This is a genomic window from Belnapia sp., from assembly GCF_059504005.1.
Map to the genome: position 1 here is coordinate 39,290 of NZ_JCACHU010000044.1, position 15,642 is coordinate 54,931.

The 15,642-nt window shown below is 73.0% G+C and carries 12 protein-coding genes; 8 read left to right on the top strand and 4 right to left on the bottom strand.

Translation table 11 applies throughout. The features are described from left to right. Positions 1–49: 49 nt before the first annotated feature. Positions 50–1,066: a P1 family peptidase gene (locus tag AC5JJ1_RS06400; RefSeq protein WP_495784274.1), complete on the top strand. Its 1,017-nt coding sequence runs from the start codon at positions 50–52 to the stop codon at positions 1,064–1,066. Here the strand turns inward: AC5JJ1_RS06400 and AC5JJ1_RS06405 are convergent. Next, the gene (locus tag AC5JJ1_RS06405; protein ID WP_495784275.1) at positions 1,041–1,673 is read right to left on the bottom strand and encodes a hypothetical protein; all 633 of its coding nucleotides are present in this window, start codon (positions 1,671–1,673) and stop codon (positions 1,041–1,043) included. The genes AC5JJ1_RS06400 and AC5JJ1_RS06405 overlap by 26 nt on opposite strands. Then, entirely contained in the window at positions 1,670–2,824 is a 1,155-nt protein-coding gene (locus tag AC5JJ1_RS06410) for an amidohydrolase (RefSeq protein ID WP_495784276.1), read from the bottom strand. Before AC5JJ1_RS06410 ends, AC5JJ1_RS06405 begins: the two co-directional genes overlap by 4 nt. A gap of 73 nt (positions 2,825–2,897) precedes the next feature. On the opposite strand from AC5JJ1_RS06410, the gene AC5JJ1_RS06415 reads away from it, so the two are divergent. The 5 genes from AC5JJ1_RS06415 to AC5JJ1_RS06435 all read left to right on the top strand — a co-directional run bounded on the left by AC5JJ1_RS06415 (position 2,898) and on the right by AC5JJ1_RS06435 (position 11,795). Then, positions 2,898–4,757 (top strand): autotransporter assembly complex protein TamA, encoded by a 1,860-nt coding sequence (locus AC5JJ1_RS06415; protein ID WP_495784277.1) that lies wholly within the window; start codon positions 2,898–2,900, stop codon positions 4,755–4,757. Positions 4,758–4,759: 2 nt separating this feature from the next. Beyond that, positions 4,760–8,557: a translocation/assembly module TamB domain-containing protein gene (locus tag AC5JJ1_RS06420; protein ID WP_495784278.1), complete on the top strand. Its 3,798-nt coding sequence runs from the start codon at positions 4,760–4,762 to the stop codon at positions 8,555–8,557. Between the two features lie 71 nt (positions 8,558–8,628). Further along, a complete protein-coding gene (locus AC5JJ1_RS06425; RefSeq protein ID WP_495784279.1) occupies positions 8,629–9,084 on the top strand; it encodes a MarR family winged helix-turn-helix transcriptional regulator in 456 nt (151 codons plus the stop codon). Between the two features lie 11 nt (positions 9,085–9,095). Beyond that, positions 9,096–10,187 (top strand): HlyD family secretion protein, encoded by a 1,092-nt coding sequence (locus AC5JJ1_RS06430; RefSeq protein WP_495784280.1) that lies wholly within the window; start codon positions 9,096–9,098, stop codon positions 10,185–10,187. Positions 10,188–10,265: 78 nt separating this feature from the next. After that, complete coding sequence (locus AC5JJ1_RS06435) at positions 10,266–11,795, top strand: DHA2 family efflux MFS transporter permease subunit (RefSeq protein WP_495784281.1); 1,530 nt, start codon at positions 10,266–10,268, stop codon at positions 11,793–11,795. Positions 11,796–11,816: 21 nt separating this feature from the next. Here AC5JJ1_RS06435 and AC5JJ1_RS06440 read toward each other — a convergent pair whose 3' ends face one another. Beyond that, the gene (locus tag AC5JJ1_RS06440) at positions 11,817–12,824 is read right to left on the bottom strand and encodes an NAD(P)H-dependent flavin oxidoreductase (protein WP_495784282.1); all 1,008 of its coding nucleotides are present in this window, start codon (positions 12,822–12,824) and stop codon (positions 11,817–11,819) included. 14 nt (positions 12,825–12,838) lie between these two features. Further along, positions 12,839–13,588 carry an enoyl-CoA hydratase gene (locus AC5JJ1_RS06445; RefSeq protein WP_495784283.1) on the bottom strand — a complete coding sequence of 250 codons (750 nt, stop codon included), beginning with the start codon at positions 13,586–13,588 and terminating at the stop codon, positions 12,839–12,841. Positions 13,589–13,697: 109 nt separating this feature from the next. Here AC5JJ1_RS06445 and AC5JJ1_RS06450 point away from each other — a divergent pair, with 109 nt between their 5' ends. Further along, positions 13,698–14,648 (top strand): tripartite tricarboxylate transporter substrate binding protein, encoded by a 951-nt coding sequence (locus AC5JJ1_RS06450; protein WP_495784284.1) that lies wholly within the window; start codon positions 13,698–13,700, stop codon positions 14,646–14,648. A gap of 11 nt (positions 14,649–14,659) precedes the next feature. Beyond that, positions 14,660–15,601 (top strand): tripartite tricarboxylate transporter substrate binding protein, encoded by a 942-nt coding sequence (locus AC5JJ1_RS06455; RefSeq protein ID WP_495784285.1) that lies wholly within the window; start codon positions 14,660–14,662, stop codon positions 15,599–15,601. The last annotated feature ends 41 nt before the right edge of the window (positions 15,602–15,642 follow it).

Here is a 15,642-nt window from a genome sequence, read left to right on the forward strand (position 1 = left end):
ATGCCTGCCCGGATAGCGCACCGCCGCCCGCCATGCGAGGCTGCGTCGCATGATCCGTCCCGGCCCGCGCAACCTCATCACCGATGTCGATGGCATCCTCGTCGGCCAGGCCGAGGATTACCGCATCCGCACCGGCACCACCGTCATCTACCCGGAGGAACGCTGCCCCGCCGCCGCCGAGATCCGCGGCGGCGCGCCGGGCACGCTCAACATCCACTCCCTCGACCCGGCCAGCATCGGCAACACGGTCGATGCCATCGTGCTCTCCGGCGGCTCGATGTACGGCCTCGACGCGGCGGGCGCCGTAGTCGCAGCGCTCGGCCTCCGCGGCCGCGGCGCCGCCTTCGGCGGGACAAGGGTGCCCGTGGTCCCCGGCGCCATCCTCTTCGACCTGATGAATGGCGGCGACAAGGCCTGGGGCGAGACCCCGCCCTATGCCGCACTCGGCCGCGCGGCCCTGGAGGCGGTGGGCCCCGACTTCGCCCTCGGCAATGCCGGCGCCGGGCTCGGCGCCCGCTCCGGCCGGGTGAAGGGCGGCCTCGGCAGCGCCAGTAGCGCCACCGCGGATGGGCTGCAGATCGGGGCGCTGGCCGCCGTCAACAGCTTCGGCAGCGCGGTGATGCCTGGCGGCCGCCACTTCTGGTCCTGGCCGCACGAGATGGACAACGAGTTCGGCGGCCTCGGCCCACCAACGGCCGACTGGCGGCCGGACCCGGAGATGCCCCTCCCCCTCGGCTCCGCGGTGAACCCGATGGCGAACACCACCATCGCCGTCGTCGCCGTCAATGCCGCGCTCGACAAGGGCGAGCTCCAGCGCCTCGCCATCATGGCCGCCGACGGCCTCGCCCAGGCCATCCGCCCGATCCACACGCCCTTCGACGGCGACAGCGTCTTCGCCCTGGCGACCGGCCGGGTGCGCTGCACCGGCCCCGGCATGCTCGCCCGCCTCGGCCACCTCGCGGCCTCGACACTGGCCCGCGCCGTCGCCCGCGGCGTCTTCCACGCGGAGGCGCTCGGCGACCGGCCCGGCTGGCGGGATCTCAACGAGGCCGGAGCGCCACCCTGATCGCCGCGAGGCTGCCGCCCTGCCCGGCCTCGTCGACCCTGCGCGAGGCTTCCTCGTCCAGCTCGGCGCGCCCCGAAGCCGCGTTCCAGCGCAGGATGACCGGCACTGCGACCTGGGTGTTCGGCGAGCTCGCGGCATAGACCAGCGCAAAGCGCGGCACGCCCCGCGCGGTCGGCAGCTCGCCCGCCTCGCGGAGGCCGTTGCAGCTCACGGTGCCGGTCCAGTCGGTGCCGACGGTGACGATGGTCTCGGCCGGCCGGCCCGCCGCGCCGATCGCCAGGGCGCACCAGTGCCGCTGGTTGACGAAGCTCGGCGCGGCCGGCTGGAAGCGGACCGGAAGCAGCGACAGGGTGCGGCCGCGTTCAGGTGTCCAGCGCCGGGGCTGCCCGCTGGCGAAGCGGCCGGCCACTGGAAGGCTGCGCCGGGCCGCTGCCTCGAGCTCCGCCTGGCCGGCGGGCGCCGCCCCGGCATGGACCGGCGCTGCCGCGAGGCCAGCCAAAAGGAGGAGCGGCAGCCCCGGACCGGAAATCCCCTCGGGCAGGCGCATGGTCATGCCGCCCGGCCGGCGCCCGCCGAAGTCGCGCCCAGGCCCTCCGGGCCGCGTCATGCCCCGGCCAGGGCTCGCTTCGCTACCTCGACGAGGTAGCCGCTGGCCACCGGCAGGATGGCGTCGTTGAAGTCATAGGCCGGGTTGTGCAGCTCCCGCCCGCCCTCGGCCGAGCCGTTGCCGATCCAGACGAAGGCGCCCGGCACCTCCTTCAGGAAGAAGGAGAAATCCTCCCCCGTCATGGCCGGCGGCATGTCGCGGCGGACCTGCGTCAGCCTGCCCGCCGCCTCGGCGGCGAGGTCGCGCTCGGCCGGGTGGTTCACCGTCGGCTGGACGCCGACCTTGAACAGCACCTCCGCCTCCAGCCCGAAGGTCGCGGCGATGCCGGCGGCGATGCGCCGCATGGCGGCCTCGATCGCCTCGCCGGTCTCGGGCGTCAGCCAGCGCGCGGTACCCTTCAGCACGGCGCGGCCGGCCACCTGGTTCTGCGCCTCGCCCGCCTCGGCCACGGTCACGCTGACCACGGCCGCCTGCATCGGGTCGATGTTGCGGGCGACGATGGATTGCAAGGCGATGATGCAGTGCCCGGCGCCGATCATCGGGTCCCGCGTCAGGTGCGGCAGCGCGGCATGCCCGGCATGGCCGGCCAGCGCGATCTCGAAGCGCGCCCCGGCCGCCATCACCGGCCCCTCATGCACGGCGATGGTGCCCGCCTCCAGCCCCGGCCAGTTGTGCCAGCCGAAGATCCGCTCCATCGGGAAGCGCTGGAACAGCCCGTCGGCGATCATCGCCTGCGCCCCGCCGCCGCCCTCCTCGGCCGGCTGGAAGACGAGCCGGATCGTCCCCGTCCAGCTTCGGTCCTGCTGCAGCATCGCCGCCGCCCCGAGCAGGGCCGCGGTATGCCCGTCATGCCCGCAGGCATGCATCACGCCGGGCGTGGTGGAGCGGTAGGGCAGCGCCTCGTTCAGCTCCTGGATGGGCAGCGCGTCCATGTCGGCCCGCAGCCCGACCGAGCGGTTGGACCCGGCCTCCCCCCGCCGCAGCGTGCCCACCAGCCCGTGGCCGCCGATGCCCTCGGTCACCTCGACCCCCATCTCGCGCAACCGGGCGGCAACGAAGGCGGCCGTTTCCGCCTCGTGCAGGGTAAGGCCCGGATGGGCATGCAGGTGGCGGCGCCACCCGGCGAGCGTTTCCGCGAGGGTCTGGTCCATGCGGCAAGCCTAACCCCACCTATCTGCCGAGGGAACCCTGACCCCGAAAGTTGCTTACGCCCCCGTGTTATCCATGCTGCAACGCCTGCCGATCATTCTGGCCCTGCTGCTTGCCGCATGGCTCGCGCCCACGGCCCGGGCACAGGAGGCGGAGCCAGAGGTCCTTCCCTATGCGGTGGAGATCGCACCGACCGGCGATGCCGCGTTGGATGCCGCCCTCGCCGAGGTCTCCCAGCTCAAGGCCCTGCAGGACTCGGCGCCGACCAGCGCCGGCGGCGTGATCGGCCGCGCCCAGGGCGACCGGGAGCGGCTGCAGCAGGCCCTGCAATCCGAGGGCTACTGGGGCGGCACGACCAGCATCACCATCGCCGGCCTGCCGCTCGGCGACCCCGACCTCGCCGGCCGGCTCGACGGGCCGGCGGCGAAGCCGGTCCCCATCCGCATCGCCGTCGAGAAGGGCGAGCGCTACCGCATCCGCACCATCGGCATCCGGGCGACCGAGCCGCAGGGGCAGGCCGCCGTCGACGCCGCGGCCGCCAGACCCTTCGGCCTCGCCCCCGGCGACCCCGCCCGGGCCGAGCCGGTGCTGGCGGCCGAGCGCATCCTGCTCGACCGCATGCTCGAGGCCGGCCACCCGCTCGCCACCATGGCCGGGCGGGACGCAGTGGTGGACCATGGGACCAAGACGATGGAGATCGCCTGGCGCCTCGCCCCCGGCCCCGTCGCCCGCTTCGCCCCGCCCCAGGTCGAGGGCGCCGTCCGCGTCGATGCCGAATTCCTCCGCCGCCAGGCCGGCCGCATCACCGGCGAGACCTACAGCCCGGAGCGGCTGGAGCGGGCTCGGCGCGAGCTGATGGCGCTCGGCCCCTTCGGTTCCGTCCGCGCCCGCGCCGCCGAGCGACTCGATGCCGAGGGCCGCCTGCCCACCACCTTCACCGTCGCCGAGCGCGCCCGCCACGCCCTCGGCATCAACGCCGCCTACGAGACCAATTACGGCCCCTCCGTCCGGGTCTATTGGGAGCACCGCAACCTCTTCGGCGGGGCGGAGCGGCTGCGCGTCGAGGGCGAGCTGGCCCGCATCGGCGCCGGCGGGGCGCTCAGCCAGATGACCTACCGGACCGGCGTCACCTATACGAGCCCCGGCGTCTTCGGCCGCGACCTGACGCTGATCGCCAGCATCGGCGCGCTGCGCGAGCGGCTGGAAGCCTATGACCGCGACGCGATCACCGCCTCCCTCCTCTTCGAGCGCCGCTTCTCCGAGCGGCTGAGGGTGCGCGCCGGCCCGACCGTCGATCTCGGCTCCACCGGCCCGCCAGAGGGCAAGCTGAGCCCCTACCAGATCGTCGGCGTCCTCGCCGGCGGCCGCTATGACGGCACCGACAGCCTGCTCGACCCCTCCCAGGGCTACCGGCTGGAGGGCACCGTCAGCCCCTCCTACAGCATCCGCGACGCCCAGCCCTTCGCGCCGACCCGGCTGACCGCCAGCACCTATTGGGACGTCTTCGCCGACCGCCGCAGCATCCTTGCGGTGCGCGGCACCATCGGCTCGCTGCTCGGCGCGAACCGCGACGCGGTGCCGCGCCACATCCGCTTCTATGCCGGCGGCGGCGGCTCGGTCCGCGGCTTCGACTATCAGTCGATCGGCCCGCGTGACGAGCGCGGCCGCCCCACCGGTGGCGCCAGCCTGCTCGAGACCAGCGTGGAATGGCGGCAGAAGGTCTGGGGCGATATCGGCGCCGTCGCCTTCGTCGATGCCGGCACGGTCGGCACCGGCTCCGTCCCCGACACCTCCAACCTCCGGGTCGGCGCCGGCCTCGGCCTCCGTTACTACACGCCGATCGGGCCGATCCGCGCCGACGTGGCCGTGCCGGTGGTGCGGGAGCCGCGCTCCTCCGGCTACGGCCTCTATGTCGGCATCGGCCAGGCCTTCTGACCATGCGCTGGCTCACATGGCTCCTCGGCGCGCTGGCGCTGCTCATCCTCCTACCGGTGATTGCGGTGATCGGTGCCCTCGCCTGGGTGAATACCGAGGGCGGCAGCGCCTTTCTCGCCCGCCAAGCGGAGGGCTTCGTGCCCGGCCTCCGGATCGCGGGGCTGCGCGGCTCGCTGCCCGGCCATCTCGGCTTCGTCCGCCTCGCCTATGCCGATGCGGAGGGCGAATGGGTGGTGCTCGAGGATGGCCGCATCGATCTCGACCTTGAGGCGCTCCTCTCCCGCACCCTCCGCATCGAGCGCATCGAGGCGGCGCGCGTCGCCCTCGCCCGCCTCCCCGCCGGCGGCGAGGCGGCGCCGGCCGAACCGCAGCCGCCCTCCGACACAGTCCTGCCCCACCTCCCGCAGCTTCCCGTCGCGGTGCAGCTCGACAGCCTCGCCATCCGGCGGATCGAGCTGGCCGAACCCGTCCTCGGCGAGCCCGCCGCCTTCGCCCTCGAAGGCAAGGCCCGCCTCGCCGCCGGCGACCTCACGGCAAAGCTCGACCTCAGGCGCCTCGATGCCCCGCTGACGGCAGCGCTGGACCTTGCCCTCACCCCCGGCGCCGACCGCCTCGCCGCCCGGCTGACGCTGGACGAGGCCCCGGGCGGCCTCATAGCCGGCTTCATCCCGCCCCCCGAGGGCGGCTGGGGCGACGCACCCCTCCACCTCGCCCTGAACCTGGACGGCCCCGCCTCCGGCGCCGCCCTCGACCTGCAGGCCAGTCTCGGCCCGCAGGTGACGCTCGCCAGCACTGGCACCATCCGCGCGACGCCCGAGGGGGCCTACGGCGCCACCCTCCAGGGCGAGGCCCGCGCCGGCCCGCTGCTGCCCGAGAACATCCGCCCGCTCGCCATCCCCCTCGGCTTCAGCCTCGACGCCGACCTGCCGCCCGACCAGCGCCTCGCCCTCCGCAAGCTAGAGCTGACCCTCCCCGCCGGGCGTCTCGCCGCCACCGGCACCGCCGACCTGCGGAGCGAGGCCCTCGACCTCCGCCTCGACCTCGCCTTGGCCGAGAGCGCCCGCTTCAGCCCCCTTCTCCCCGCCGGCCTCGCCTGGCAGGGGCTCGCCGCCCGGGCGCATGTCACCGGCACCATGGCGAAGCCCGCCATTGCCCTGACCGCGACGCCCGACGCCCTGGCCACCGGCGTCGCCCAGGCCGACGCCGTGCTCGGCCCTGCCCCCCGCCTCGCCCTCAATGCCGCGCTCCCCGGCCCGGCCTTCGAGGCGACGCTCGACGCCGCCAACGGCCGTCTCACCGCGAAGGGCAATGTCGCCGAGCCCATCGCCGTCGACGCCACCCTCTCCCTCCCCCGGCTCGAGGTCCTCGGCGCCGGCTCCGAGGGCGCGCTGGAGGCGACCGTGCACGCCGCCGGCAAGCTCACCGACCCCGACCTCACCCTTTCCGCCCGCTCCGGCCGCATCGCCGCCGCCGGACGGGTGCTGGAAGGCCTAGCCCTCGACGCCCAGGTCGCCACCCCCGCCTCCGCCCCGCGCGGCACCGCCCAGCTTCGAGCCACGCTCGACGGCCTGCCCGTCGCCCTCGACTTCCGCGGCCGCCCGGATGGCCAGGCGGTGGAGATCGAAGCCGCCGAGGCCCGGCTCGGTCCCGCCCATCTCGCCGCCAATGGCCGGCTCGACCCCGGGGCCAAGCTCTTTGACGGCACGGCGCGGCTGGAGGCACCCGACCTCGCCCCGCTCGGCCGCCTGGCAGGACAGGCAGGCCTCGCCGGCCGCCTGACCCTCGATGCCAAGCTGGAGCCGCGCGACGGCGTCCAGGGCTTCGACCTGCGCCTCGATGCCCCGCGGCTGGCCTATGCCGGCCAGGAGGGCAGTCTCGCCGCCACCGTCAACGGCACCCAGGCCGCCCTCGACTGGACGCTCCGCGGCAAGGCGACCCAGGGCGAACTCTCCGGCCGCGGCCGCCTCGCCGCCGCCGAGGGCGCCTACCGCCTCGACCTCGCCGCCCTCCAGGCCGAGGCGCAGGGCGAGACGGTCCGCCTCGCCAATCCCGCCCGCATCACCTATGGCGCCGATGGCGGGATCGACATCGCCAAGCTGGCCCTCGCCATTGGCAATGGCGGCCGGATCCAGGCCGCCGGCCGTTGGGGGCCGGAGCGGGCCGATCTCGGCGTCACCATCGCGGCCCTGCCGCTGGTGCTCGCCGAGCGCTTCGCCCCGGACCTGAAGCCGCAGGGCATGATCACCGGCGAGGTCCGCGCCACCGGCCCGACGGCGAAGCCCGAGATCCGTGCCCGGCTGAACGGCACCGGCCTCGGCCTCGGCGCCGAATGGGCGCGCGGCCTGCCGCCGGTGACGCTGCGGGCCGAGGGCAGCATGACCGGCAACGCCGCCGAGGCCCGCGCCGAGATCGCCGCCGGCCCCGCCAGCACCGTCACCGCCACCGCCCGCCTGCCGCGCGGCTTCGACCCCAACTCCCCCCTCGCCGCCAGCCTCGACGGGTCGCTGAACCTCGCGCCCCTCGCCGGCCCCTTCCTCGCCGCCGGCGCCGACCGCGTCGCCGGCCGCCTCGCCCTCGCGCTCAAGGCCGAGGGCAGCCTCGGCACCCCCCGCCTCGGCGGCCGCGCCACCCTCTCCGGCGGCGACTACCGCAACCCGATCACCGGCGTCCGCCTTTCCGAGATCGGTGGGACCATCACCGGCGAGGGCACCCGCCTGGTCATCGAGCGGCTGGAGGGCAAGACGCTCGGAGGCGGCACCATCGGCATCCGCGGCAGCATCGATGTCGGCGCCCCCGGCCTGCCCGCCGACCTCGCCATCACCGCCCGCAATGCCCGCCCCGTCGCCTCCGACCTCGGCACGGCCACCATCGGCGCCGACATTACGGTGAAGGGCCCGATCACCGGCGGCGGCACCGTCGCCGGCGAGGTGCGGATCGAGCAGGCAGAACTCCGCGTGCCGGAGAAGCTGCCCGCCAACGTCCCGACCCTCGCCAATGTCCGCCAGCGCGGCCGCCTGCCGCCCGGCGTGCTGCCCCCCGAGCCGCCGCCCGCGGCCAAGGCCGGCCCGCCCGCCGCCGCCGCGCCGCCCCTCTCGCTGGCGGTGAAGGTCAGGGCGCGCCGCGTCTTCATCCGCGGGCGCGGGCTCGAGGTGGAAATGGGCGGCGCCCTCGATATCGGCGGCACGGTCGCCGCCCCGGTCCCCTCCGGCAACCTCAACCTGGTCCGCGGCACGCTCAACATCCTGACCCGGACGCTGACCTTCAAGCGCGGCACGATCGGCTTCAATGCCGGCACTTTCGTCCCGCAGCTCGACATGGCGGCGGAGGCGACGGCCAGCACGACGACCATCACCGTGACCGTCACCGGCCCGGCCAATGCGCCGCAGATCGCCTTTACCTCCACGCCCGAGCTGCCGCAGGACGAGGTGCTGGCGCGCCTGCTCTTCGGCCGCTCGACCAGCAGCCTCTCCCCGTTCGAGATCGCCCAGATCGCCGCCGCCGTCGCCCAGCTCACCGGGATCGGCGGCTCCGGCGGCGGTCCGCTCGACCGGGTCCGCACCGCCCTCGGCCTCGATCGCCTCGGCGTCAGCGGCGGCCAGGGCAATTCCACGAGCCCCACCGTGGAGGCCGGGCGCTACGTCGTCCCCGGCGTTTTCCTCGGGGTCCGCCAGGGGACAAATGGTGGCGGCACCGGCGTTGGCGTGCAGGTGGAGATCACGCCCCGGATCAAGATTGAGGGCCAGACGGCCACCGGCCCCGCCGGCGACCGCATCGGCCTGTCCTACGAGATGGAATACTAGACATCTTCCGCGCAGCCTCGTGACCGGCAGTCCTATGGCTGCTGATAATAAGGCTGCTTATATTCAGCGGCGTGACGATACCGCCGAATGACGACCTCTTGCTGCTGCTGACCGACGTGGCGCGGCTGGTCCGCACCATGGCGGACCGCGTCGCCCGAGCGCATGGCATGACCCGCGCCCAATGGGTGATCCTGGTCCGCCTTCGGCGCCATGACGGCCTGACCCAGCGCGAGCTGGCCGAGCTGCTGGAGGTCGAGCCCATCACCGTCGGCCGCCTGGTCGACCGCCTGGCCGCGCGCAACCTGATCGAGCGCCGCGCCGACCCGAATGACCGCCGCGTCTGGCGGCTGCACCTGCGGCCCGAGGCGGCGCCGGTGCTGGCCGAGATCGACGAGGCCAAGGCCACCTTCGATGCGACCACGACCCGCAACCTGCCCGAGGCGCAGCGCGCTGCCGTCCGCGACGCCCTGCTGCTGATGAAGTCCAACCTGCTGGCCGGCGAGACGGAAGCCGACTTCGCTGCCTGAGAGAGCATCCGATGCCCGAAGGTTCGATCCGCGTCGAGAAACCCGAGACCGAGGCCGCCTCCGCCCCGCCGAAGCGCCGCCGCCGCTGGCTGCGCCCGGTCCTGATGCTGGGCGGCGTGCTGGCCGTCGTCGCCGGCTCCGGCTTGTTCTGGCTGAATGGCGGCCGCTACGCCGGCACCGACGACGCCTATGTCCAGGCCGACCGGCTGATGCTGGCGACCGATGTCGCCGGCATCGTCCAGCGCATCGCCGTGCGTGAGGGCGACCGCGTGACGGAAGGCCAGCCCCTCGTCCAGCTCGACCCCGCTCCCTTCCAGCACGCCCTCGACCAGGCGCGCGCGCAGCTGCAGCAGACCGCGCTGAGCCTCGAGGCCATGCAGGCCGACTATCAGCGCCTGCTGCGCGACGCCGCGGCGCAGGAGGCGGCCGCCGCCCTCGCCCAGGCGACCTATGACCGCGCCGCGCAGATCGTGAACAGCGGCGCCGTCACCCGCTCCGCCTATGACCAGGCGCGCTACGGCCTGCAGCAGGCGCAGCAGCAGCTCGAATCGCTCCGCGCCCAGGCCCGGGTTCAGCTGGCGAAGCTCGGCGGCAAGGCGGACCAGCCGGTGGAGCAGCACCCCGACTACCTCGAGGCCGCGGCCAGGCTCGCCGAGGCGCAGCGCCAGCTCGACCACACCGTGCTGCGCGCGCCCTTTGCCGGCACCGTGACCCAGGTCTCGACCCTGCAGCCCGGCCAGTACCTCGCCGCCGCCTCGCCCGCCTTCGCCCTTGTCTCCTCCGACCGCGTCTGGGTGGATGCGCTGCCGAAGGAGACCGACCTCACCTATGTGAAGCCAGGCGACGCCGCGACGGTCACCATCGACACCTATCCTGGCCGCAGCTGGAAGGCGGTGGTGGAGAGCATCAGCCCCGCCTCCGGCTCCACCTTCAGCGTGCTGCCGGCGCAGAACGCCTCCGGCAACTGGGTGAAGGTGGTGCAGCGCATTCCGGTCCGCATTCGCGTCGAGCAGCCGGCGGACGCGCCGCCGCTGCGCTCGGGAATGAGCGCCGTCGTCTCCATTGACACCGGCCATGAGCGGCATCTCTCCGACATTTTCTAGTCTTCCACGACCCATGCTTCGGGCCAGCCCTTCCGCCGCCTGACGGCGGAAGGGCACCAGCGAGGGCAGGCATTCCCAATGAACGAGCAAGCGGTGCCGCATCGCGGCATCATCACCGTCTGCGCCATGGTGGCGACGCTGATGCAGGCGCTGGACGGCACCATCGCCAATGTCGCCCTGCCCTACATGCAGGGCGGGTTGGCGGCGACCTCCGACCAGATCACCTGGGTGCTGACCAGCTACATCACCGCCGCCGCCATCCTGACGGCGCCGGTCGGCTTCCTCGTTACGCGCTTCGGACGGCGGGCGGTCTTCCTTGCCTCGGTCGGCGGCTTCACCCTCGCCTCCGTCGCCTGCGGCGCGGCGCAGTCGCTCGAGCAGATGGTGATCTTCCGGCTGCTCCAGGGCGCCTTCGGCGCCGCGCTGGTGCCGCTCAGCCAGTCCACCATGCTCGACATCTACCCAGCAGAGCAGCGCGGCTCCGCCATGGCGATCTGGGGCATGGGCGTGATGGTTGGCCCGATCCTGGGCCCGACGCTCGGCGGCTACCTGACCGAGAACCTCAACTGGCGCTGGGTCTTCTACGTCAACTTGCCCTTCGGCATCCTGGCGCTGCTCGGCCTGATCTTCTTCCTACCCAAGGGCGAGGCGCAGTCCGGGCGGAGGTTCGACTGGTTCGGCTTCGGCGTGCTGGCGCTCGGCGTCGGCGCCTTACAGATCATGCTCGACCGGGGCGAGCTGCTGAACTGGTTCGGCTCGACCGAGATCATCGTGGAGGCGACCCTCGCCGGGCTCGGCCTCTACCTCTTCCTCGTCCACATGGCGACGGCGGACCGGCCCTTCATTCCGCCCCGCATCTTCGGGAACCGCAACTTCGCCGCCGGGCTCGGGATCATGTTCGCGGTCGGCGTCATCCTCTTCGCCACTTCGGCCCTGCTCGCGCCCTATCTCCAGACGCTCGGCAACTACCCGGTCTTCACCGCCGGCCTTGCGATGGCGCCACGGGGCCTCGGCACCATGGCGGCGATGTTCCTTGCCGGCCGGCTGGCCAGCCGCTTCGACCCGCGCAAGGTGATGGCGATGGGCGTGCTGATCCTCGCCTGGACGCTCTGGGAGATGACTGGCTGGACGCCCGACGTCTCGATGACGACGCTGGTCACGGCAACCGTGCTCCAGGGCGTGGGCCTCGGCTTCGTCTTCATCCCGCTGAACCTCGTCGCCTTCGCAACCCTCGACCCGGCGCTCCGGACGGATGGCACCTCGCTCATCAGCCTGCTGCGCAACCTCGGCAGCGCGATCGGCATCTCGGCCATGTCGGCCATGCTGACGCGGAACACCCAGGTCGTGCATGCGGACCTGGCGATGCATGTCTCGCCGCTGAACCGGGTCTTCGACATGCCGGCGATCCACCGGTGGTGGGACCCTTCCACCGTCCCCGGCGCCGCACTGTTGAACCAGGAGATCACGCGTCAGGCCAGCATCATCGCCTATGCCGACGACTACTGGCTGCTGATGATCCTGGCGCTGGCGATGCTCCTCCTGCTGCCGCTGATGAAGCGTCCGCCGCAGGCCGCCGCGCCCGACCCGGCGCATGCGGCGATGGAATGAACCCCGCGCAGGGGCGGCGGCCTACTCCGCCGCCGCCTCCAGCACCGCCTCCCAGGCTGGGTTGACCGGCGGGCAGCCGGCGCCGAGCCGCGCCCGCGCCGCGTGGTACTCCCGCCGCCAGCGCGCCACCACCTCGCCCGCCGGCTCGACCGCCTTCACCGCGCCGATCCCCTGCCCGGCGCCCCAGATGTCCTTCCAGCGCTTCTTCCGGTCGGAGCTGAAGTCCATCTTGCTTGGGTCGCTGCCCGGCAGGTTGTCCGGGTCGAGCCCCGCCCGCACCAGGCTCGGCTTCATGTAGTTGCCGTGCACGCCGGTGATGAGGTTGGTGTAGATGATGTCCTCCGCCCCGCATTTCAGCATCATCTGCTGGTACTCCGACTGCGCCCGCGCCTCGGTCGTGGCGATGAAGGCGCTGCCCGCATAGGCGAAGTCGGCGCCGAGCGCCTCCGCCGCCAGCACGCTCCGCCCATTGGCGATGGCGCCCGAGAGCGCGATCGGCCCGTCGAACCAGGCCCGCGTCTCCTGCAGGAAGCCGAAGGGCGAGAGCGTCCCCGCATGCCCACCCGCGCCGGCACAGACCAGCACCAGCCCATCCGCGCCCTTGTCGATGGCGCTATGGGCGAAGCGCTGGTTGATCACGTCGTGCAGGACGTAGCCGCCATAGGAATGGATCGCCTGGTTCACCTCTGGCCGCGCGCCGAGCGAGGTGATGATGAGCGGCACCTTGTGCTTCACGCAGATGGCGAGGTCATGTTCCAGCCGGTCGTTCGATTTGTGCACGATGAGGTTGATGGCAAAGGGCGCCGCCGGCCGGTCCGGATGCCGCGCATCATGCGCCGCGAGCCGTTCCTTGATCTCGACCACCCATTCCTCGAACTGCTCCGCCGGCCGCGCATTGAGCGAGGGCATGGCGCCGATGACGCCCGCCGTGCATTGCGCGACGACGAGGTCGGGGACGGAGATGATGAAGAGCGGCGAGCCGATGAGCGGCAGCGAGAGCCGGCCCTTCAGCGATTCGACGAGGGTCATGAGTCGGCTTTCCTTCAGCGCTTTTTCAAGACGCCGGCCATGATGGCCTGGGTTTCCTCGGTCTGCAGCCGCGCGCTCAGGATCTGCCGCTCGTCCTCCATCCGCTCGAGCAGGATCGCATGGTGCTGGCGCAGCAGCCGCCGCGTCAGCCGCATCGCCTCGGGCGGCTTCCGCGCCAGCACGGCCGCCGTCGCCTGCGCATTGGGCAGCAGCTCGGCGCGGTCCATCACGCGGTTGACGAAGCCCATCTCACGCGCCGCCTCGGCGCTGAAGAACTCGCCGAGAAGCATCAGCTCGGCCGCCTTCTGCCTCCCCACCATCCAGGGCACGATCATGGAGGAGCCAAGCTCCGGCACCAGGCCGAGATCGACGAAGGGCATGCGGAACCGCGCCTCCGGCGCCGCATAGACGATGTCGCAATGCATCAGCATGGTGCAGCCGATGCCGATGGCGAGGCCGGGCACCGCGGCGACGATCGGCTTCTCGTAATTGGCGAGGCCGTAATAGAAGCGCTTGCTCGGCGGCGGGGCGCACGGGTCCTCCGGCGCGCGGTTCTGGAACTCGCCGATATCGTTGCCGGCGCAGAAGGCCTCGCCCTCGCCGGTCAGCAGCAGGCAGCGCACCGCCGGGTCGGCGGCGCTGTCCTCGATGGCCGCGGCCAGGCCGGCATACATGGTGCGCGTCAGCGAATTCTTTTTCTCCTGCCGCGCGATCACCACGGTGCACACCCCGTCGGCGACCGACACCTTGATGTTCTCGGACATGCTCGTTCTCCTCCCGGCCATTGCAGGCGGCCCCATGCGCCGCGTCAAGCGCCACCTCCCCGCCGCGCCCCGGGCATGCGAGGCTTGCCGCAACGACCGGGAGGAAACAATGCCAAAGCATAGGATTGCTCGCCGCAGCCTGCTCGCCGCCGCGCTGGCGACGCCGGCCCTGGCCCAGGCCCGGCCGGTGACGCTCGTCGTCCCCTTCCCGCCCGGCGGCTCGACCGACCTGATGGGCCGGCTGCTGGCCGAGCGGATGGCGCCCCTTCTCGGCCAGCCCGTCCTGGTCGAGAACCGCCCCGGCGCCGCGACCGTGGTCGGCGCGGAGTATGTCGCCCGCGCCGCGCCGGACGGCGCCACCCTCCTCGTCAACTCCGGCACCACGCTGACGCTGAACCCGCTGCTGATGCGGAACCTCTCCTACCGAACGGAGGATTTCGCCCCCGTCTCCCTGCTCAGCATCCTGCCCTTCGCCTTCGTCCTGCAGAACCGCCTGCCGAAGACCATCCCGGAATTCGTGGCGCTGGCGAAGGCGCAGCCGGGGCGGCTGAACTACGGCACCAACGGCCCCTCCTCCTTCAACAACATCGCCGCCGTGCTCGTCTCCGAGCAGCTTGGCATCCGCATGCAGGACGTCACCTACCGGGGCGATGCGCAGCAGCTGAACGACTTCCTCGCCGGCACGCTCGATGTGCTGGTGGTCGGCGGCGCCTCGGCGATCGGGACGCACCGCAATGGCCAGGGCCGCATCATCGGCTGGACCGGCGACCGCCGCATGCCCGGCCTCCCCGACATCCCGACCTTCGCCGAGACGGCGCCGGAGGCGGTGGCACAGACCTATTTCGGCCTGGTCGCCCCCGCCCGCACCCCGCAGCCCGCCATCGCCCGCCTTGCCGCGGCCGCAGGCGAAGCGCTGAGGGAGCAGGGCTTCCGCGACCGCCTGCTGGCCGAGGGGCAATTCGCCATCGGCAGCGGGCCGGAGGACTGCGCTGCCTTCATGCGGCAGGAGGCCGCCCGCTGGGCCCCCGTCCTCCGCCGCATGAATCTCCAGATCGACTGAGGAGGCCGCGCATGCCGCTCGGACGCAGAACCCTCCTGACCCTGCCCCTCGCCACCCAAGCCGTGGCGCAGGAGGGGCCGGTCGGCATCATTGTGCCTTTCACCCCCGGCACCGGCCCCGACGTGCTGGCCCGGCTGGTCGCCCCCGTGCTGCAGGCGGCACTCGGCCAGCCCGCGATCGTCGACAACCGCCCCGGCGCCAGCGGCAATATCGGCACCCAGGCCGCCGCCCGCGCCGCACCAGACGGGCGGACGCTGCTGCTCCAGGCCAATACCTTCGTGATGAACCCGAGCCTCTTCCGCCAGGTCCCCTACGACCCGGTCGGCAGCTTCGCGCCCATCATCCGGCTGACCCTCGGCGAGCTGGTCCTCGCCGTGAACCCCGACATCCCCGCCCGCAGCGCCGCCGAATTCGCGGACCTCGCCCGCCGCCGCAGCCTGGATTACGCCAGCCCCGGCATCGGTACGCCGCAGCACCTGGCGATGGCGCTCTTCGCCGTCGAGACCGGCGCCGCGCTCAACCACATCCCCTATCGCGGCAGCGCGCCGGCGATCCAGGATCTGCTCGGCCGGCGCGTCGCGGCCATGGTGCTGCCGGTCCACACCGCCCTGCCGCTCGCCGCCGATGGCCGCATCCGCCTGCTGGCCCTCGGCAGCCCGCAGCGCAGCCCCGCCGCCCCCGCCGTGCCGACCATGGCCGAAAGCGGCTTCCCCGGCGCCGAGGTCGACCTCTGGTACGGGCTGCTCGGCCCCGCCGGCCTGCCCGCTCCCCTCATCGCCCGGCTGAACGGCGCTCTGAACGACTGGCTACGCCAGCCCGCGACAACCGAAGCGCTCGCGGCGCAGGGCATGGCCCCGGTCGGCGGCAGCCCGGCCGCCTTCGCCGAGGTCATCGCCCGCGACCTCGCCCGCTGGGCCGAGGTCATCCGCCGCGCCAACATCTCGGCGGACTAGAGCAAGCTCCGATCAGGTGGAATCATCTGATCGGAGCTATT

Bases quoted from the DNA above. Each gene is read 5' to 3' on its own strand.
- AC5JJ1_RS06400 (WP_495784274.1), top strand. From the start codon at position 50: ATGATCCGTCCCGGCCCGCGCAACCTCATCACCGATGTCGATGGCATC.
- AC5JJ1_RS06405 (WP_495784275.1), bottom strand. From the start codon at position 1,673: ATGACGCGGCCCGGAGGGCCTGGGCGCGACTTCGGCGGGCGCCGGCCG.
- AC5JJ1_RS06410 (WP_495784276.1), bottom strand. From the start codon at position 2,824: ATGGACCAGACCCTCGCGGAAACGCTCGCCGGGTGGCGCCGCCACCTG.
- AC5JJ1_RS06415 (WP_495784277.1), top strand. From the start codon at position 2,898: ATGCTGCAACGCCTGCCGATCATTCTGGCCCTGCTGCTTGCCGCATGG.
- AC5JJ1_RS06420 (WP_495784278.1), top strand. From the start codon at position 4,760: ATGCGCTGGCTCACATGGCTCCTCGGCGCGCTGGCGCTGCTCATCCTC.
- AC5JJ1_RS06430 (WP_495784280.1), top strand. From the start codon at position 9,096: ATGCCCGAAGGTTCGATCCGCGTCGAGAAACCCGAGACCGAGGCCGCC.
- AC5JJ1_RS06435 (WP_495784281.1), top strand. From the start codon at position 10,266: ATGAACGAGCAAGCGGTGCCGCATCGCGGCATCATCACCGTCTGCGCC.
- AC5JJ1_RS06440 (WP_495784282.1), bottom strand. From the start codon at position 12,824: ATGACCCTCGTCGAATCGCTGAAGGGCCGGCTCTCGCTGCCGCTCATC.
- AC5JJ1_RS06445 (WP_495784283.1), bottom strand. From the start codon at position 13,588: ATGTCCGAGAACATCAAGGTGTCGGTCGCCGACGGGGTGTGCACCGTG.
- AC5JJ1_RS06450 (WP_495784284.1), top strand. From the start codon at position 13,698: ATGCCAAAGCATAGGATTGCTCGCCGCAGCCTGCTCGCCGCCGCGCTG.
- AC5JJ1_RS06455 (WP_495784285.1), top strand. From the start codon at position 14,660: ATGCCGCTCGGACGCAGAACCCTCCTGACCCTGCCCCTCGCCACCCAA.